Below are 14,921 nucleotides of genomic sequence, written 5' to 3'. Positions count from 1 at the left end.
ACCAAGCGGCTCTGAGGATTATTTCATTGCCTTGCTAAACCGGTTCTTCTATTTTAGCTCACCATCTGACAACGACAAAAACAGGGATTAAGCATGATGAATCGCGTATGGGTACTGGGCGACGCCGTGATCGACCTGGTGCCGGAAAATGCCAACGGTTATCTCAAATGCCCCGGCGGCGCGCCGGCGAACGTGGCGGTGGGTATCGCCCGCCTCGGTGGCGACAGCGCCTTTATCGGCCGGGTGGGGCAAGACAGCTTCGGCGCCTTTCTGCAGCAGGTGCTGAGCGATGAAGGGGTGGATATCGGCCATATGCGGCCGGATCCCGAACACCACACCTCCACGGTGGTGGTGGATCTCGATCTTCAGGGTGAGCGCTCATTCACGTTTATGGTGCAGCCCAGCGCCGATCTGTTTTTGCAGCCCGACGATCTGCCGGCTTTCCAGCGGGGCGAGTGGCTGCACCTCTGCTCCATCGCGCTGTCGCAGGAGCCCAGCCGTAGCGCGGCCTTTACGGCGATGGAACGCATGCGGGCAGTCGGCGGCCGGGTCAGTTTCGATCCCAACATCCGCGAAGAGGTCTGGCGCCAGCCGGAAGCGCTGCGCCCCTGCCTGCAAAAGGCGCTGCTGCTGGCGGACGTGGTGAAACTGTCGCGCGAAGAGCTGGCTTTCATCAGCCATCTTGACGATCTGGAGAACGCCATGCGCTGGATGATGCAAACCTATCCGCTGCGCCTGCTGCTGGTGACGCTGGGCGGCGACGGCGTCTGCGTACACGATGGGCATCGTCTGCGTCATTTCCGCGCAACGCCTGTCGTGCCGGTCGATACCACCGGCGCCGGCGACGCCTTCGTCGCCGGGCTGTTAGCGGCGCTGGCACGTCTTCACACATTGCCGCAGGAAGCTCAATGGCCGGCGGTTATCGCTCAGGCTCAGGCCTGCGGCGCGCTGGCCACCACCGCCAAGGGCGCCATGACCGCCCTGCCCCGCGCCGACGAGTTGGCTGCTTTCCTGCGTTGATTCTCTGCATCCACGGCGCCCCCCTGAGCGCCGTGGTCTTTTAACCCGCGATTTGCGTACTCGATCACAATAGCTGAATCGGGTTAGCAAACTTGATTGCCAGTCCGCTTCTCGATCGCTATCTTTCGCCATGAAAAACCGGTTTAGCAATTTAGCAAAAAATAATAACAACCCTTCCCGGATGATAGACGATGATGAAAAAACTCAGCTATTTGGCGATAACAACAGGGCTTTTCCTCTCCACGTCTGCCGCTGCGGCCTCGGGCGGCGACAGTATCGAGGCGCGTCTCAACGCGCTGGAACAACGTCTGGCGCAGGCGGAACGGCGCGCCGCTCAGGCTGAAACCCGCGCCACGGCGGCGGAACGCCGGGCGCAACAGCTGGAACAGCGCACCGCCAGCACCGAAAGGCAAACCGCGCAGGTCGCGCAGCGCGCCGCCACGCTGGAAACGCAATCCTCTCCGACCAGCGCGCTGAAACTGAACGGTTTCAACGATCTGAAACTGTATGGCGACGTGGAGTTCAACCTGGACGGCGCCAGCCGCAGCGGCCAGCTGACGTCGTTAAAAGGCAGCGACCACAAGGACTGGAAACCCGGCAACAAAGAGCGCTGGGACATCAACGGCCGCATTCTGGTCGGGCTGGACGGCTACCGCCGCAATCAGGACGGCAACTTCTCCGGCTTCAGCGTCCAGCCGCTGGCGGACATGAGCGGCAAAATGAACCTGGACGACGCCGCTTTCTTCTTCGGCAATGAAAAGAACTGGCAAACCAAAATCGGCCGCTTCGAAGCCTACGACATGTTCCCGCTGAATCAGGACACCTTCATTCAATACTCCGGCAATACCGCCAACGACCTGTACGCCGACGGCTTCGGCTATATCTACATGATGAAAGAAGGCCGCGGCCGCAGCAGCAGCGGCGGCAACCTGATGCTGAGCAAATACGCCGGGGATGTCTATTTCGAACTGAACACGCTGGTGGAAGACGGCACCTCGCTGTTCCAGGACAACAGCTACCACGGCAATGCGCTGGAAAATAAGAAAAACGTCGCCTATTTGCGCCCGGTGATCGCCTGGAAGAAAGACGCCTTCAGCATCGCGGCGGCGATGGAAAGCAACGTGGTGAATAACGCCTACGGCTATCAGGACAGCCAGGGTCGCTTCGTCGATCAATCCAAGCGCAACGGCTACGGCATGACCATGAGCTGGAACACCAACGCGGCCGATCCGGATAACGGCGTGGTGGCCAACCTGAGCGCCGCCTACCTGGATGCCGCCGGCGAGCAAGACTTGACCGCCGGCGTCAACGTGCTGTGGCGACGCTTCGAACTGGGTTATATCTATGCGCACAACAACATCAAAGAGTTCAATACCGCCGGGATCGCCGCCGATATCCACAACCCGCTCAGCGAACCAGGCAACTACGACATCCACACCGTTCATGCGTCGTATCAGATACCTAACATTATGAATATGAAGAATTTCAACCTGTATTTAGGCGCCTATGTGTCGCTGCTGGAAGCCAACGCCGACAGCAAGATCGCCAATGGCGACAACGACCAACGTTACGGCATGCGCGCCAGATTCAAGTATTTCTTCTGACACCGATTCACGGCGCTGCGCCGCAAACTGCGCGGCGGCATTTTTATTTAGCAAGGGGACAACATGGACATTACCGCAACCGCCAACGCGCTGTTGCCGCTGCTCGGCGGTAAAGAGAACATCGCCAGCGCCGCCCACTGCGCCACACGCCTGCGCCTGGTGCTGGTGGACGACAGCAAGGTGGACAAAGAGGCCATCGGCAAACTGGACGGCGTCAAAGGCTGCTTCAGCAACGCCGGCCAGATCCAGGTGATCTTCGGCACCGGGCTGGTCAACAAGGTGCATGCGGAATTCATCAAGGCGGCGGGCGTCAGCGAATCCAGCAAGGCCGAAGCCGCCGATATCGCGGCGAAAAAGCTCAACCCGCTGCAGCGCATCGCCCGCCTGCTGTCGAACATCTTCGTGCCGATCATCCCGGCGATCGTCGCGTCCGGCCTGTTGATGGGGCTGCTCGGCATGGTGAAAACCTATGGCTGGGCCGATGCCAACAGCGCGCTGTTCATCATGCTGGATATGTTCAGTTCGGCGGCGTTCATTATTCTGCCGATTCTGATCGGCTTCACCGCCGCACGCGAATTCGGCGGCAATCCCTATCTGGGCGCCACGCTCGGCGGCATTTTGACGCATCCGGCGCTGACCAATGCCTGGGGCGTCGCCGGAGGGTTCCACACCATGAACTTCTTCGGTCTGGACATCGCCATGATCGGCTACCAGGGCACGGTATTCCCGGTGCTGCTGACGGTGTGGTTCATGAGCCTGTTGGAAAAACGGCTGCGCAAGGTGATCCCCAACGCGCTCGATCTGATCCTGACGCCGTTCCTGACGGTGGTGATCTCAGGCTTTGTCGCCCTGCTGTTTATCGGCCCCGCCGGCCGCGCGCTGGGCGACGGCATCTCCTTCGTGCTCAGCACGCTGATTGCCCATGCGGGGTGGTTAGCCGGGCTGCTGTTCGGCGGCCTCTATTCCGCTATCGTCATCACCGGCATCCACCACAGTTTCCACGCGGTAGAAGCCGGGCTGCTCGGCAACCCCAATATCGGCGTCAACTTCCTGCTGCCGATCTGGTCGATGGCCAACATCGCTCAAGGCGGCGCCTGCCTGGCGGTCTATTTCAAAACCCGCGACGCCAAAATCAAAGCCATTGCGGTGCCTTCGGCCTTTTCCGCCATGCTCGGCATCACCGAGGCGGCGCTGTTTGGCATCAACCTGCGCTTCGTGAAACCGTTTCTGGCGGCGCTGGCGGGCGGCGCGCTCGGCGGCGCCTGGGTGGTGGCCAACCATGTCGGCATGAACGCGGTCGGGCTGACGGCGATCCCCGGCATGGCGATCGTGCAGGCCAGTTCTCTGGTCAGCTATATCATCGGTCTGGCGATCGCGTTTGGCAGCGCCTTTGTCCTCTCCCTACTGCTGAAATACAACACGGACGCGCAATGATGGAAGAACTCAGTTTAATCAAACAGGCACTGCGGGCGGTCATGAACGGCCAGCCGCTCGCGCGGCGCGATCCGCACCGACCGGACTGGCATCTGGCACCCAGCGTTGGCCTGCTGAACGATCCCAACGGCTTTATCCAGCACAACGGCGTTTATCATCTGTTTTATCAGTGGAATCCGCTGGGTTGCGATCATCGCAACAAATGCTGGGGACACTGGCAGTCGGCTGATTTGCTGCGTTGGGAGCACCAGCCAATCGCCCTGGCGCCCGGCGCCTGTTACGACAGCCACGGCTGTTACTCCGGCTCGGCGGTGGTGGCGGAAGGCAAAATCACGCTGATCTACACCGGCAACGTGAAATTCCCAGGCGGCTCACGCACCGCTTACCAATGCCTGGCTCAGGAAAGCGAACGGGGCGAATATCGCAAACTTGGGCCGGTGCTGCCGCTGCCGGAGGGCTACAGCGGTCACGTACGCGATCCGAAAGTGTGGCGTCATCAAAATGACTGGTACATGGTGCTCGGCGCGCGTGACCTGCAGGATCGCGGCAAGGTGCTGCTGTTTCGTTCCAGCGATCTGCGCGACTGGCAAGCGCTGGGAGAGATCGCCGGTTCCGGACTGAACGGCTTAGAGGAATTCGGCTACATGTGGGAGTGCCCGGACCTGTTCTCGTTGGACGGCGATGAGGTGTTGATCTGCTGTCCGCAGGGGCTGACGCCGCAGCCGGAACGCTATCTCAACCGTTATCAGGCCGGTTATCTGCTCGGCAAGCTGGATTACCGGCAGGCGGCCTTCAGCCACGGCGAATTCCGCGAGCTGGACGCCGGCTTCGAGTTCTACGCGCCGCAGACGACGTTGGCGGAAGATGGCCGCCGCCTGCTGTTCGGCTGGATGGGCGTGCCCGAGCAAGATGAAGAAGCCCATCCGACACGCCGTTACGGCTGGATCCACACCATGACCTGCCCGCGCGAACTGTCGCTGCGGCATGGCCGCCTCCACCAGCGCCCGGCGCGCGAGCTGCAACAGCTGCGCGGTGAGCGAGCAGGCTGGCAAGGCCGCGCCGATAACGCCCCCGCCTATGCGCTGGGGGCCGCGGAGCTGCAATTGACGCCGCAGGGCCCGTTCAACGCAACCTTTGGCGACGCGATGACGCTGAAATGGGACGGCGAAAGGCTGCAGCTGACGCGCGCTTCCCTGACCGACGGCCGGCCGGAGCACCGTTACTGGCGCGGCCCGGTCACGCATCTGCAACTGCTGTTCGATCGTTCCAGCGTGGAGATTTTCATCAACCACGGCGAGGCGGTGATGAGCGCACGCTACTTCCCGGCGGGTGAGCCGCAACTGCGGCTGTGCGGGAGCGCGCCGCTGGCGTTGGAATACTGGCCGCTGACGCCATGCATGCTAGAATGACGCATCCTCCGATGACTTCAGATGGCGTCAGTGAAAAAAAATAAACGCATTACCATCAGTGACATCGCCACGCTGGCCGGGGTGTCGAAATCGACCGCCAGCCTGGTGCTGAACGGCCGCAGCAAGGAATACCGGGTGTCCGACGACACCCGCGATCGCATTCTGGCGCTGGCGCACGAACACCATTATCAGCCCAGCATCCACGCCCGCTCTTTGCGCTCCAACCGCAGCCACACGCTGGGGTTGGTGGTGCCGGAGATGACCAACTACGGTTTTGCGGTGATTTCGCGCGAGCTGGAAACGCTGTGCCGCGAAGCCGGCCTGCAGCTGTTGATCGCCTGCACCGATGAAAACCCGGCGCAGGAGATGATGGCGGTGAACAGTCTGGTGCAGCGGCAGGTGGACGGCTTGATTGTCGCCTCCAGCCAGCTAAACGACGCGGAATACCAGAAGATCAATGTCGGACTGCCGGTGGTGCAGATGGACCGTCTGATCGCTGGTTCCGAACTGCCGCTGGTGATCACCGATTCGGTCAACTCGACCGCCGACCTGGTGGAAAAGGTCGCGCGCCAACATCCGGACGAGATCTATTTTCTCGGCGGGCAGCCGCGCATTTCGCCGACCCGCGATCGGCTGGCCGGTTTCCAGCTTGGCCTGCAGCGCGCCGGCATCGAGTGCAAACCGGAATGGATCATCAACGGCAACTATCACCCCAGCTCAGGTTACGAGATGTTCGCTCAGCTTTGCGCACAGCTGGGGCGGCCGCCCAAAGCGCTGTTTACCGCCGCCTGCGGCCTGTTGGAAGGGGTATTGCGTTATCTGACTCAACATCAGCTGATGGAGAGCGACATCCACCTGTGCAGCTTCGACGATCACTACCTGTTCGACTGCATGACGCTGAAGATCGATACGGTCGCACAGGACTGCCGGGCGTTGGCGCAACATAGCTTCGACCAAGTCACCGCACTGATCGACGAGCGGCCTCTGGAACAGAACGCGCTTTATCTGCCGGGCCGTATCCGCTGGCGCCATGCCGGTTCCCGGGCTTTGTTGGCCGAAGAGTGATATCTCTGAACCAGTAAAAAAGGGCGCCGAAGCGCCCTTTTCTGTTTCATCAGCCCGCTATTTGGCGGCGCCTTCCATGCCCACCAGCCCCACTTTCAGGTAGCCGGCTTTACGCAGGGTGTCCATCACGCTCATCAGCGTTTCATAGTCCACGCTCTTGTCCGCCTGGAAGAAGATGGTGGTTTCTTTGTTAGCCTGGGTGCGTTGATCCAGCACCGAAGTCAACTGATCGGCATTCACCGGCTGATCGCCGACGTAGAGCTGTTTGTCGGCCTTCACCGACAGGAACACCGGTTTTTCCGGCCGCGGCTGCGGCTTGGCGGAGGAGGCCGGCAGATCGACGCGGATATCTACCGTTGCCAGCGGCGCGGCCACCATAAAGATGATCAACAGCACCAACATGACGTCGATAAACGGCGTCACGTTGATTTCATGCAGTTCGCCGCTGTCGTCCAGATCTTCATTTAAGCGCATCGCCATGTCTCACCCCGCCCGCAGTTGGTGCGCGTGCTGTGAGCGCTTGGCTTCCGCCGTCGCGGCCAGATCCAAATCACGGCCCTGCAGCAGCAAGACCTGCGCCGCCACGTCGCCCACCTGCGCGCGGTGGCCGCTGATGACGCGAGCGAAGATGTTGTAGATAACGACGGCAGGGATCGCCGCGACCAGACCCAGCGCGGTCGCCAGCAGCGCTTCCGCGATGCCCGGCGCCACAACCGCCAGGTTGGTGGTCTGCGAATGGGCGATGCCGATGAAGCTGTTCATGATGCCCCACACGGTGCCGAACAGGCCGACGAACGGCGAGATGGCACCGATGGTGGCGAGGAAGCCGTTGCCGCGGCCCATGTTGCGACTGTAGGCCGCCACGCGGCGCTCGAGGCGGAAGCCGGTGCGCTCTTTGATGCCGTTGTTGTCGTTGGATTCCGCAGACAACTCCAGCTCATTTTGCGCGTCGTTCAGCAATACCGCGCTGACGCTCTCCGGACCGAAGTTTTGCGCCAGTTCGGAGGCTTCATCCAGCGAGCGCGCTTCGGCCAGCGCCAGCTGTTCGCGGCGCAGACGGCGCTTGGCGCGCAGCAGTTCGCTGCCTTTGGAGAACAGAATGGTCCAGGTCACGATCGAGGCCAGCACCAGGCCGATCATTACCGCTTTCACCACCGCGTCGGCGTGCTGGTACATGCCCCAAACGGACAGGTCCATGCCGCGGGTTTCCGGTGGCTGGATCGTTGGCGCCGGGTTCACCGGCGTGATGCTCTCCGGCGCGGCGGCTGCAGCAGGTGCAGGCGCGGTGGTCGGCGCAACGCTTTCGGCAACGGCCGGATTGCTCGCCGGCGCGGCCTGCGCGCTGCCGGCCAGCCCTACGACCAGCACCATAGATGCCATCAGGCTGCGGCCGAAGGCCTTGCCCCACTGCGCCCGGCCCTGGCCGAACGATCCTTGATTTAAATTCTTGCCAGCCGTTTTCACGCTGTGCCTCCACCCATTACCGATCAAAATTAAGGAATAATTCAGCGTGCGATCATATCAAACCAACCGGGGATTGATAGTGGTTCTCATTATTATTTACCAAATAAACGAGAAAATTTTAGCCAGCATCGCCACAAAGCGCCAATCTGTGTCCGTTCACCGCCAAATGCCCCTTTTATAGGGTGATTTCGTTACTTTTATCCCACAACGGCGCAACAAGACCACGCTGCCGAACGGCGCCTCAGCCGAGGAATGGACTTCTCTGTTCCCACTCGGCAGAAGGATTACGCGAGAAATGCGTGACCGGCAGCCAATTATAGCCGTTTCTATATCTGGAAGTTAAAACGTCTGGATGGCTATATTAACTCATGTTAACGTAAGGGCTATCGTAAACGGGCACGTGCAGAGCAACCAGAGGTGAGCCAGGTACCATGACGTCAAAACATATCGAAACCGCGCTGATCGGCGCCGGCCGCGGCAAACGCTACACCCAGGGCTCCGTCAATCCCGTCACGCAACGCGCCTCTTCTTTGGTCTTCGACTCCGTCGCCGCCAAAAAACACGCCACCGCGCAACGCGCCCACGGCGAGCTGTTTTACGGCCGACGCGGCACCCTGACCCACTTCGCCCTGCAGGATGCGATGGTGGAGCTGGAGGGCGGCGCCGGCTGCGTGCTGTACCCCTGCGGCGCGGCGGCGGTGGCCAATGCGATCCTGTCGTTCGTCGGCGCCGGCGATCACCTGCTGGTCACCGGCTCTGCGTACGAACCGACCCAGGATTTCTGCACCCATATCCTCGGCCGCATGAACGTCAGCACCACCTATTTCGATCCGCTGATCGGCGCCGATATCGCCAAACTGATCCAGCCCAATACCCGCGTGGTGTTCCTGGAATCCCCCGGTTCCATCACCCTGGAAGTGCAGGACATTCCGGCGATGGTGCAGGCCATTCGCGCCGTGGCGCCGGACGTGGTGATCATGATAGACAACACCTGGGCGGCGGGGGTGCTGTTCAAGGCGCTGGATTTCGACATCGACATTTCTATTCAGGCCGGCACCAAATACCTGATCGGCCATTCCGATTACATGCTTGGCACCGCCGTCGCCAACGCGCGCTGTTGGGATCAACTGCGCGAGTACTCCTATCTGATGGGGCAGATGGTGGATGCCGACACCGCCTACATGGCGAGCCGCGGCCTGCGTACCCTGAGCGTGCGGCTGAAGCAGCACGAACGCAGCAGCATCGAGGTCGCCAACTGGCTGGCGGCGCGGCCGGAGGTGGCGACGGTCAATCATCCGGCCCTGCCGAGCTGCAAGGGCCACGAGTTCTACCGCCGCGACTTCAGCGGCTGCAACGGGCTGTTCTCTTTCGTGCTGAAGGAACGGCTGGACGATACGCAGTTGGCCGCTTACCTGGATAACTTCAGCCACTTCAGCATGGCCTACTCCTGGGGCGGCTTCGAGTCGCTGATCCTGGCCAACCAGCCGGAAGAACTGGAAGCGATCCGCCCGGCGGGCGGCGTCGATTTTTCCGGCACGCTGGTGCGGTTGCATATCGGCCTGGAGAACGTCGAAGACCTGATCGCCGATCTGGCGGCCGGCTTCGATCGCCTCAACGGCGTGCGCTAAGGCGGATTCCGATAATTTTCTTCGTCTCGTTTAATGTCGGCTTAAGCTATTAGCGGTACACTAACCGGGTAACTGTCAGATACGGTAACCGCCGCATCCTGGAGAATGTGACCCCGGGCGCAACCGGCATGCAACAGGACATAAAATGGATGTATTACGAGAGATTATTCATGCGCTTTGGCAGCAGGACTTTATCGCCCTCGCCGATCCAAGCGTAATTTGGGTGGTTTACGCCGTACTTTTCACCACTCTGTTTTTGGAAAACGGACTGCTGCCCGCCTCCTTCCTTCCCGGTGACAGCCTGCTGCTGCTGTCGGGCGCGCTGATCGCCAAAGGCGTGATGGGCTTTGCCCCCACCCTGCTGATTCTGACCGCCGCCGCCGGTCTCGGCTGCTGGCTGAGCTATATCCAGGGCCGCTGGCTGGGCCACACCGGCCTGGTGAAGAGCTGGCTGCTGCAACTGCCGGCACAGTACCACCAGCGCGCGCACAACCTGTTCAACCGCCACGGGCTGACGGCGCTGCTGATCGGCCGCTTCCTCGGTTTCGTGCGCACCCTGCTGCCGACCATGGCCGGCATTTCCGGGCTCAACAGCTCTCGTTTCCAGGTGTTCAACTGGCTGAGCGCGGCAATCTGGGTCTGCGCGCTGGTCGGCCTCGGCTACGCGTTCAGCCAAATCCCTCTGGTGAAACGCTACGAAAGCCAGGTGATGACCGGCCTGATGCTGCTGCCGCTGCTGCTGCTGTTTGTCGGCCTGCTGGGCGCCATGCTGGTGATCTGGCGTAAAAAACGCGCCGCCTCTTCCTGAATCGGGCGCGCTACAGCGCCTTCTCGACCAACGCCAGACTGGCAGGCAGTTTGCTCACCAGCGTATCCACCGCCAGCCGCACCTTCAGCGGCAGGTGAGGCGTGTGCGGCCACACCGCATGCGCTTCAAAGGCGGCGCCCGGCCGATCGCGCAGCAAGCGCACCAGCGCCCCGCTCAACAACTGCTCACGCACCAGCCAGCACGGCAGCCAGGCGATGCCGAAACCCGCCGTCGCCGCATCCGCTATCGCCTGCAGGTCGTCCATTTGCAGCCGGTTGTTCGGCATCACGTCCTGCGGCTTGCCGTCGCTATCCAATACCAGCCAGCTGCGCCGCGCGCCGGCGCGCATATAGGTCACCGCCTCATGCTGCGCCAGTTGCTCGATGCTGTGCGGTTCGCCGCACCGCTGCAGATAGGCCGGCGAGGCGCACAGCGTCATACGGTGATCGCCGATGCGGCGCGCCACCAAGCCGCTGCTGTTGGCCAGCGTACCGTTGCGGATCGCCATATCGAAGCCGTCCTCAATCAGGTCAACCACCCGATCGCTGAACGACAGCTCCAGCTCCAGGCCGGGATGCTCGCGCGTCAGTTCGGTCAGCAGCGGCGCAATGCACATGCGGCCAAACAGCACCGGCATCGACACCCGCAGCCGGCCGCTGACCTGCCGCTTGCCCGACTCCAGCAGCGTTTCCGCGCTGCGGATCTCCTCCAGCGCCCGCAGGCAGCGCTCGTAGAACAGCGCACCGTCGTCGGTCAGGCTCTGGCTGCGCGTGGTGCGATGAAACAGCCGCACCCCCAGCCGCTGCTCCAACCGGGCGATAGTTTTGCCGACCGCCGAACGCGAAAGATGCAGCCGACTGGCCGCCACTGCAAAACTGCCCGCCTCCACGGCGGTAACGAATACCGAAATACCGCTCAACCGATCGCTCATGATTTGTCGCTCTGAAAGAAACAATCTGCGGAAATCTTATCGCCACTGGCGAACCTTCATCAACGATATTATCGGCAGGTCTGTTAATCGCTGACTTTGGAGAACATCATGACCAATACAATGCAACGCTGGACGATGAGCGCCCTGGGGCGTGAGCACCTGCAGCTGAGCGCAAGCGCCATCCCACAGCCGGGGCCGCACGAAATCAGAGTGAAAGTGAAGGCTATCTCACTCAATTACCGTGACAAACTGATGATAGAAAGCGGCATGGGGCTCACGCTGCCGCAGCCGTTCACGCCCGCCTCGGACATGGCCGGCGAGGTCGATGCAATCGGCCCCGGCGTCAGCCGCTTTCAGCCCGGCGCGCGCGTCATTTCCACCTTCAGCCCCGGTTGGCTCGACGGCGAGCAAAAACCCTACGGCGATGCGCACCGGGTGCCTTACCACACCCTCGGCGGTTTTTATCAGGGCGTGCTGGCGGAATACGTGATTTTGCATGAAGACTGGCTGGTAGCGGCGCCGGCGTCGCTGGACGACGTCCAGGCCAGCACCCTGCCGTGCGCCGGGCTGACCGCCTGGTTCGCGCTGGTGGAACAAGGCAAGCTGCATGCCGGCGATACGGTGCTGGTGCAAGGCACCGGCGGCGTGGCGCTGTTCGCGCTGCAGATCGCCAAAGCCCACGGTGCGGAGGTCTATGTCACCTCCGGCAGCGATGAAAAGCTGGCGCGAGCCCTGGCATTGGGCGCCAATCATGGCATCAACCGGCTGGACGGCGATTGGGTGGAGGCGATTTATGCGCTGACGCAGGATCGCGGCATCGACCATGTGATCGACACCGTCGGCGGCACCAACCTCGGTAACTCGGTGCGCGCCGTGGCGGTGGGAGGACGCATCTCGGTAATCGGCATCCTGGAAGGCAACGAGATTTCCGCTCCCGCCGGCCCACTGCTATTAAAATCCGCAGTGATTCAGGGCATCGGCGTCGGCCACCGCCGCGCGCTGGAAGACCTGGTGCGCGCCGTGGACGCCGTCAACCTGCAGCCGGTGATCGACCAGGTATACCGCTTCGATCAGCTGTCTCAGGCGTTGGATCACCTCGATCGCGGGCCATTCGGCAAGATCGTCTTAACCCCATAAACGCGGCTCAGCCCTCCAGCAGCAGCGGGTTGGCCTCGCGCAGCCGGGCGACTTCATCGCTCGGCGTCATGCCGAACAGCCGTTTGAACTCGCGGCTGAACTGCGACGCGCTTTCGTAGCCGACGCGGATCGCCGCCGTGCTGGCCTTCAGACCGTCATGCACCATCAACAGGCGCGCCTTATGCAGCCGGTACGACTTCACGTACTGCAGCGGCGAAGTGTTGGTCACCGCCTTGAAGTTGTGATGGAATGCCGAGACGCTCATGTTGACCTCGCTGGCCAACTGCTCGACGTTGATGCTGTCGGCATACTGATGTTCGATACGCCGCAGTGCCTTGGCGATCTGGCTGAAGTGGGTATGGCGATTGACCAACTCCTGCAGCGACGCGCCGCAGGCGCCGCGCAGCACATAATAGAGAATCTCCCGTACGATCTGCGGCCCAAGCACCCGGGCGTCGAGCGGATTGGCCATCACGTCCAGCAGACGCTCGGTGGCGCACAGCAACTCTTCCGTCATTTCCGCCAGGTTCACCCCGTTGCTCTCAGCCCGCGGTTGCATCAGGTAGTCGTCATCGCCGATGTCGATCAGCAAGTCCTGCAGCATTTGGGTATCGATATTGACCGCCAACCCAACCAGCGGCAGTTCCGGGCTGGCGAAGGTTTCGCATTCAAACGGCAGCGGCACCGTCATCAGCAGGTAGTTGCGCGGATCGTATTGGAACTTCTTATTGCCGCAATAACCGACCTTGTGCCCCTGAAAAACGATGACGATCCCCGGTTCATACATCACCGGCTGACGCGGGCTGTGGCGATCGACATACAAAATCTTCACCCGCGGCACCGGCGACGGCGTGTAGCCGTTGCCGCTGGCGATAGCCATCGCCTGGTGCGCCATGCGGCTGCGCAGCGCATCGATTTCAATCACGGAAACACCCTCTTACAGTCAGAACGATTCGGCATAAATCATAATTTAAAACTCGCCATTTCTACAGTGACTTGTAGGAATAGGCAAGAACCAAACAGGAATGTGCATTGTGCGTTGCCGCCCGGTTCCTGACAATACGGGCCAGACACCTTTGCGCCGCTTTGGCGCCTGCCTGACAGAAAGAGAGAAATCAACCATGCACAACTTCATTTTGCATACCCCAACCAAAATCCTGTTCGGCAAGGAGCAAATTGCCGAAGTGGCCAGCCAAATCCCGGCGGACGCGCGCATCCTGATCACCTACGGTGGCGGCAGCGTGAAGAAAAACGGCGTGCTGGATCAGGTGCATAGCGCGCTGGCCGGCCGCGACGTGCGGGAGTTCTCCGGCATCGAGCCGAACCCGACCTACGAAACGCTGATGAAAGCGGTCGAGGTGGTGAAAGCAGAAAACATCGATTTCCTGCTGGCGGTCGGCGGCGGTTCGGTGGTTGACGGCACCAAGTTCATCGCCGCCGCCGCCCGTTATACCGCCAGCAGCGACGCCTGGCACATTCTGCAGACCGTTGGCAGCCACATCGCCGACGCGGTGCCGATGGGCTGCGTGCTGACGCTGCCGGCCACCGGCTCCGAGTCCAACAGCGGCGCGGTGATCACCCGCAAAAGCAGCGGCGACAAGCAGCACTTCTTCTCACCGCTGGTGCAGCCGCGCTTCGCCGTGCTGGATCCGGTGGTGACCTACTCGCTGCCGCCGCGCCAGATCGCCAACGGCGTGGTCGACGCCTTCGTGCACACCCTGGAGCAGTATCTGACCTATCCGGTCGACGCCAAGGTGCAGGATCGCTTCGCCGAAGGCCTGCTGTTGACCCTGCTGGAAGACGGCCCGCGCGCGCTGGCCGAGCCGGAGAACTATGCGGTGCGCGCCAACGTGATGTGGAGCGCCACCATGGCGCTGAACGGCCTGATCGGCGCCGGCGTGCCGCAGGACTGGGCGACCCACATGCTGGGCCATGAGCTGACCGCCATGCACGATCTCGACCACGCGCAAACGCTGGCCATCGTGCTGCCGGCGCTGCTGCACGAGAAGAAAGCGCAGAAGCGCGAAAAACTGCTGCAGTACGCTGACCGCGTCTGGGGCCTGCGCGAAGGCAGCGAAGACAGCCGCATCGACGGCGCCATCGCCGCCACCCGCGCCTTCTTCGAGCAGATGGGCGTGCCGACCCGCATGGCGGATTATCAGCTCGACGGCAGCAGCATTCCGGCGCTGCTCGACAAGCTCCATCAGCACGGTATGACCGCCCTGGGGGAACATCAGGACATCACCCTGGACGTCAGCCGCCGCATTTATGAAGCGGCGCGTTAATCGCAAAACGGCGATTTTTTGCTAGGCTTTAGTCTCCGCCAGCCATTTTCGCCGCATCCTGCGCCCGGCCGATCACCGGGCGCAGTCGGGCGCTTCAGCGCCGCCGATCGTTTCGCTCCACTCGTCTTACCGCTCA

At 61.8% G+C, this 14,921-nt stretch carries 13 protein-coding genes; 9 read left to right on the top strand and 4 right to left on the bottom strand.

What is annotated here, in order from left to right; translation table 11 throughout:
• Positions 1-93: 93 nt before the first annotated feature.
• From ACMGF7_RS11225 to ACMGF7_RS11205, 5 genes are all read left to right on the top strand, one after another.
• Positions 94-1,020, top strand: coding sequence for an aminoimidazole riboside kinase (locus tag ACMGF7_RS11225; RefSeq protein WP_197763842.1), 927 nt, complete (start codon positions 94-96; stop codon positions 1,018-1,020).
• Positions 1,021-1,214: 194 nt separating this feature from the next.
• On the top strand, positions 1,215-2,624 hold the full coding sequence (locus tag ACMGF7_RS11220; RefSeq protein WP_049241562.1) for a carbohydrate porin: 1,410 nt from the start codon (positions 1,215-1,217) through the stop codon (positions 2,622-2,624).
• Positions 2,625-2,687: 63 nt separating this feature from the next.
• On the top strand, positions 2,688-4,058 hold the full coding sequence (locus ACMGF7_RS11215) for a sucrose-specific PTS transporter subunit IIBC (RefSeq protein ID WP_015379066.1): 1,371 nt from the start codon (positions 2,688-2,690) through the stop codon (positions 4,056-4,058).
• The gene (locus ACMGF7_RS11210) at positions 4,058-5,467 is read left to right on the top strand and encodes a sucrose-6-phosphate hydrolase (RefSeq protein ID WP_049241529.1); all 1,410 of its coding nucleotides are present in this window, start codon (positions 4,058-4,060) and stop codon (positions 5,465-5,467) included. Before ACMGF7_RS11215 ends, ACMGF7_RS11210 begins: the two co-directional genes overlap by 1 nt.
• A 21-nt stretch (positions 5,468-5,488) precedes the next feature.
• The gene (locus tag ACMGF7_RS11205) at positions 5,489-6,532 is read left to right on the top strand and encodes a LacI family DNA-binding transcriptional regulator (RefSeq protein WP_015379068.1); all 1,044 of its coding nucleotides are present in this window, start codon (positions 5,489-5,491) and stop codon (positions 6,530-6,532) included.
• 57 nt (positions 6,533-6,589) lie between these two features.
• On the opposite strand, the gene exbD is transcribed toward ACMGF7_RS11205, so the two are convergent.
• Positions 6,590-7,012 (bottom strand): TonB system transport protein ExbD, encoded by a 423-nt coding sequence (exbD, locus tag ACMGF7_RS11200; protein WP_004937307.1) that lies wholly within the window; start codon positions 7,010-7,012, stop codon positions 6,590-6,592.
• Positions 7,013-7,015: 3 nt separating this feature from the next.
• Positions 7,016-7,996 (bottom strand): tol-pal system-associated acyl-CoA thioesterase, encoded by a 981-nt coding sequence (gene exbB, locus ACMGF7_RS11195; RefSeq protein ID WP_004937304.1) that lies wholly within the window; start codon positions 7,994-7,996, stop codon positions 7,016-7,018.
• A 431-nt stretch (positions 7,997-8,427) separates the two neighbouring features.
• Here exbB and metC point away from each other — a divergent pair, with 431 nt between their 5' ends.
• Positions 8,428-9,624, top strand: a complete 1,197-nt coding sequence (metC, locus tag ACMGF7_RS11190; protein ID WP_033632075.1) for a cystathionine beta-lyase — start codon at positions 8,428-8,430, stop codon at positions 9,622-9,624.
• 145 nt (positions 9,625-9,769) lie between these two features.
• Positions 9,770-10,432, top strand: coding sequence for a DedA family protein (locus ACMGF7_RS11185; RefSeq protein WP_004937300.1), 663 nt, complete (start codon positions 9,770-9,772; stop codon positions 10,430-10,432).
• Positions 10,433-10,442: 10 nt separating this feature from the next.
• Here ACMGF7_RS11185 and ACMGF7_RS11180 read toward each other — a convergent pair whose 3' ends face one another.
• Entirely contained in the window at positions 10,443-11,363 is a 921-nt protein-coding gene (locus tag ACMGF7_RS11180; RefSeq protein WP_033632074.1) for a LysR family transcriptional regulator, read from the bottom strand.
• 108 nt (positions 11,364-11,471) lie between these two features.
• Between ACMGF7_RS11180 and ACMGF7_RS11175 the strand changes: the two genes are divergently transcribed.
• Positions 11,472-12,500, top strand: a complete 1,029-nt coding sequence (locus ACMGF7_RS11175) for a zinc-binding dehydrogenase (RefSeq protein ID WP_197763840.1) — start codon at positions 11,472-11,474, stop codon at positions 12,498-12,500.
• A 7-nt stretch (positions 12,501-12,507) separates the two neighbouring features.
• On the opposite strand, the gene ACMGF7_RS11170 is transcribed toward ACMGF7_RS11175, so the two are convergent.
• Complete coding sequence (locus ACMGF7_RS11170; protein WP_370531160.1) at positions 12,508-13,395, bottom strand: AraC family transcriptional regulator; 888 nt, start codon at positions 13,393-13,395, stop codon at positions 12,508-12,510.
• A 226-nt stretch (positions 13,396-13,621) separates the two neighbouring features.
• Here ACMGF7_RS11170 and yqhD point away from each other — a divergent pair, with 226 nt between their 5' ends.
• Positions 13,622-14,785: an alcohol dehydrogenase gene (gene yqhD / locus ACMGF7_RS11165; RefSeq protein WP_015379073.1), complete on the top strand. Its 1,164-nt coding sequence runs from the start codon at positions 13,622-13,624 to the stop codon at positions 14,783-14,785.
• Positions 14,786-14,921 lie beyond the last annotated feature (136 nt).

The organism is Serratia sp. BNK-17 (assembly GCF_048684935.1).
In the GTDB taxonomy this organism is placed as follows: Bacteria; Pseudomonadota; Gammaproteobacteria; order Enterobacterales; family Enterobacteriaceae; genus Serratia; species Serratia nematodiphila.
Note: the sequence above shows the minus strand (reverse complement) of the source record. Positions and strands in the feature narration are given on the sequence as shown.

Excerpts from the sequence above, each read along its gene's own strand:
- ACMGF7_RS11175 (WP_197763840.1), top strand. The coding sequence starts at position 11,472 with ATGACCAATACAATGCAACGCTGGACGATGAGCGCCCTGGGGCGTGAG.
- ACMGF7_RS11225 (WP_197763842.1), top strand. The coding sequence starts at position 94 with ATGATGAATCGCGTATGGGTACTGGGCGACGCCGTGATCGACCTGGTG.
- metC (WP_033632075.1), top strand. The coding sequence starts at position 8,428 with ATGACGTCAAAACATATCGAAACCGCGCTGATCGGCGCCGGCCGCGGC.
- yqhD (WP_015379073.1), top strand. The coding sequence starts at position 13,622 with ATGCACAACTTCATTTTGCATACCCCAACCAAAATCCTGTTCGGCAAG.
- ACMGF7_RS11220 (WP_049241562.1), top strand. The coding sequence starts at position 1,215 with ATGAAAAAACTCAGCTATTTGGCGATAACAACAGGGCTTTTCCTCTCC.
- ACMGF7_RS11205 (WP_015379068.1), top strand. The coding sequence starts at position 5,489 with ATGGCGTCAGTGAAAAAAAATAAACGCATTACCATCAGTGACATCGCC.
- ACMGF7_RS11180 (WP_033632074.1), bottom strand. The coding sequence starts at position 11,363 with ATGAGCGATCGGTTGAGCGGTATTTCGGTATTCGTTACCGCCGTGGAG.
- ACMGF7_RS11185 (WP_004937300.1), top strand. The coding sequence starts at position 9,770 with ATGGATGTATTACGAGAGATTATTCATGCGCTTTGGCAGCAGGACTTT.
- exbD (WP_004937307.1), bottom strand. The coding sequence starts at position 7,012 with ATGGCGATGCGCTTAAATGAAGATCTGGACGACAGCGGCGAACTGCAT.
- ACMGF7_RS11215 (WP_015379066.1), top strand. The coding sequence starts at position 2,688 with ATGGACATTACCGCAACCGCCAACGCGCTGTTGCCGCTGCTCGGCGGT.
- ACMGF7_RS11210 (WP_049241529.1), top strand. The coding sequence starts at position 4,058 with ATGGAAGAACTCAGTTTAATCAAACAGGCACTGCGGGCGGTCATGAAC.
- ACMGF7_RS11170 (WP_370531160.1), bottom strand. The coding sequence starts at position 13,395 with ATGGCGCACCAGGCGATGGCTATCGCCAGCGGCAACGGCTACACGCCG.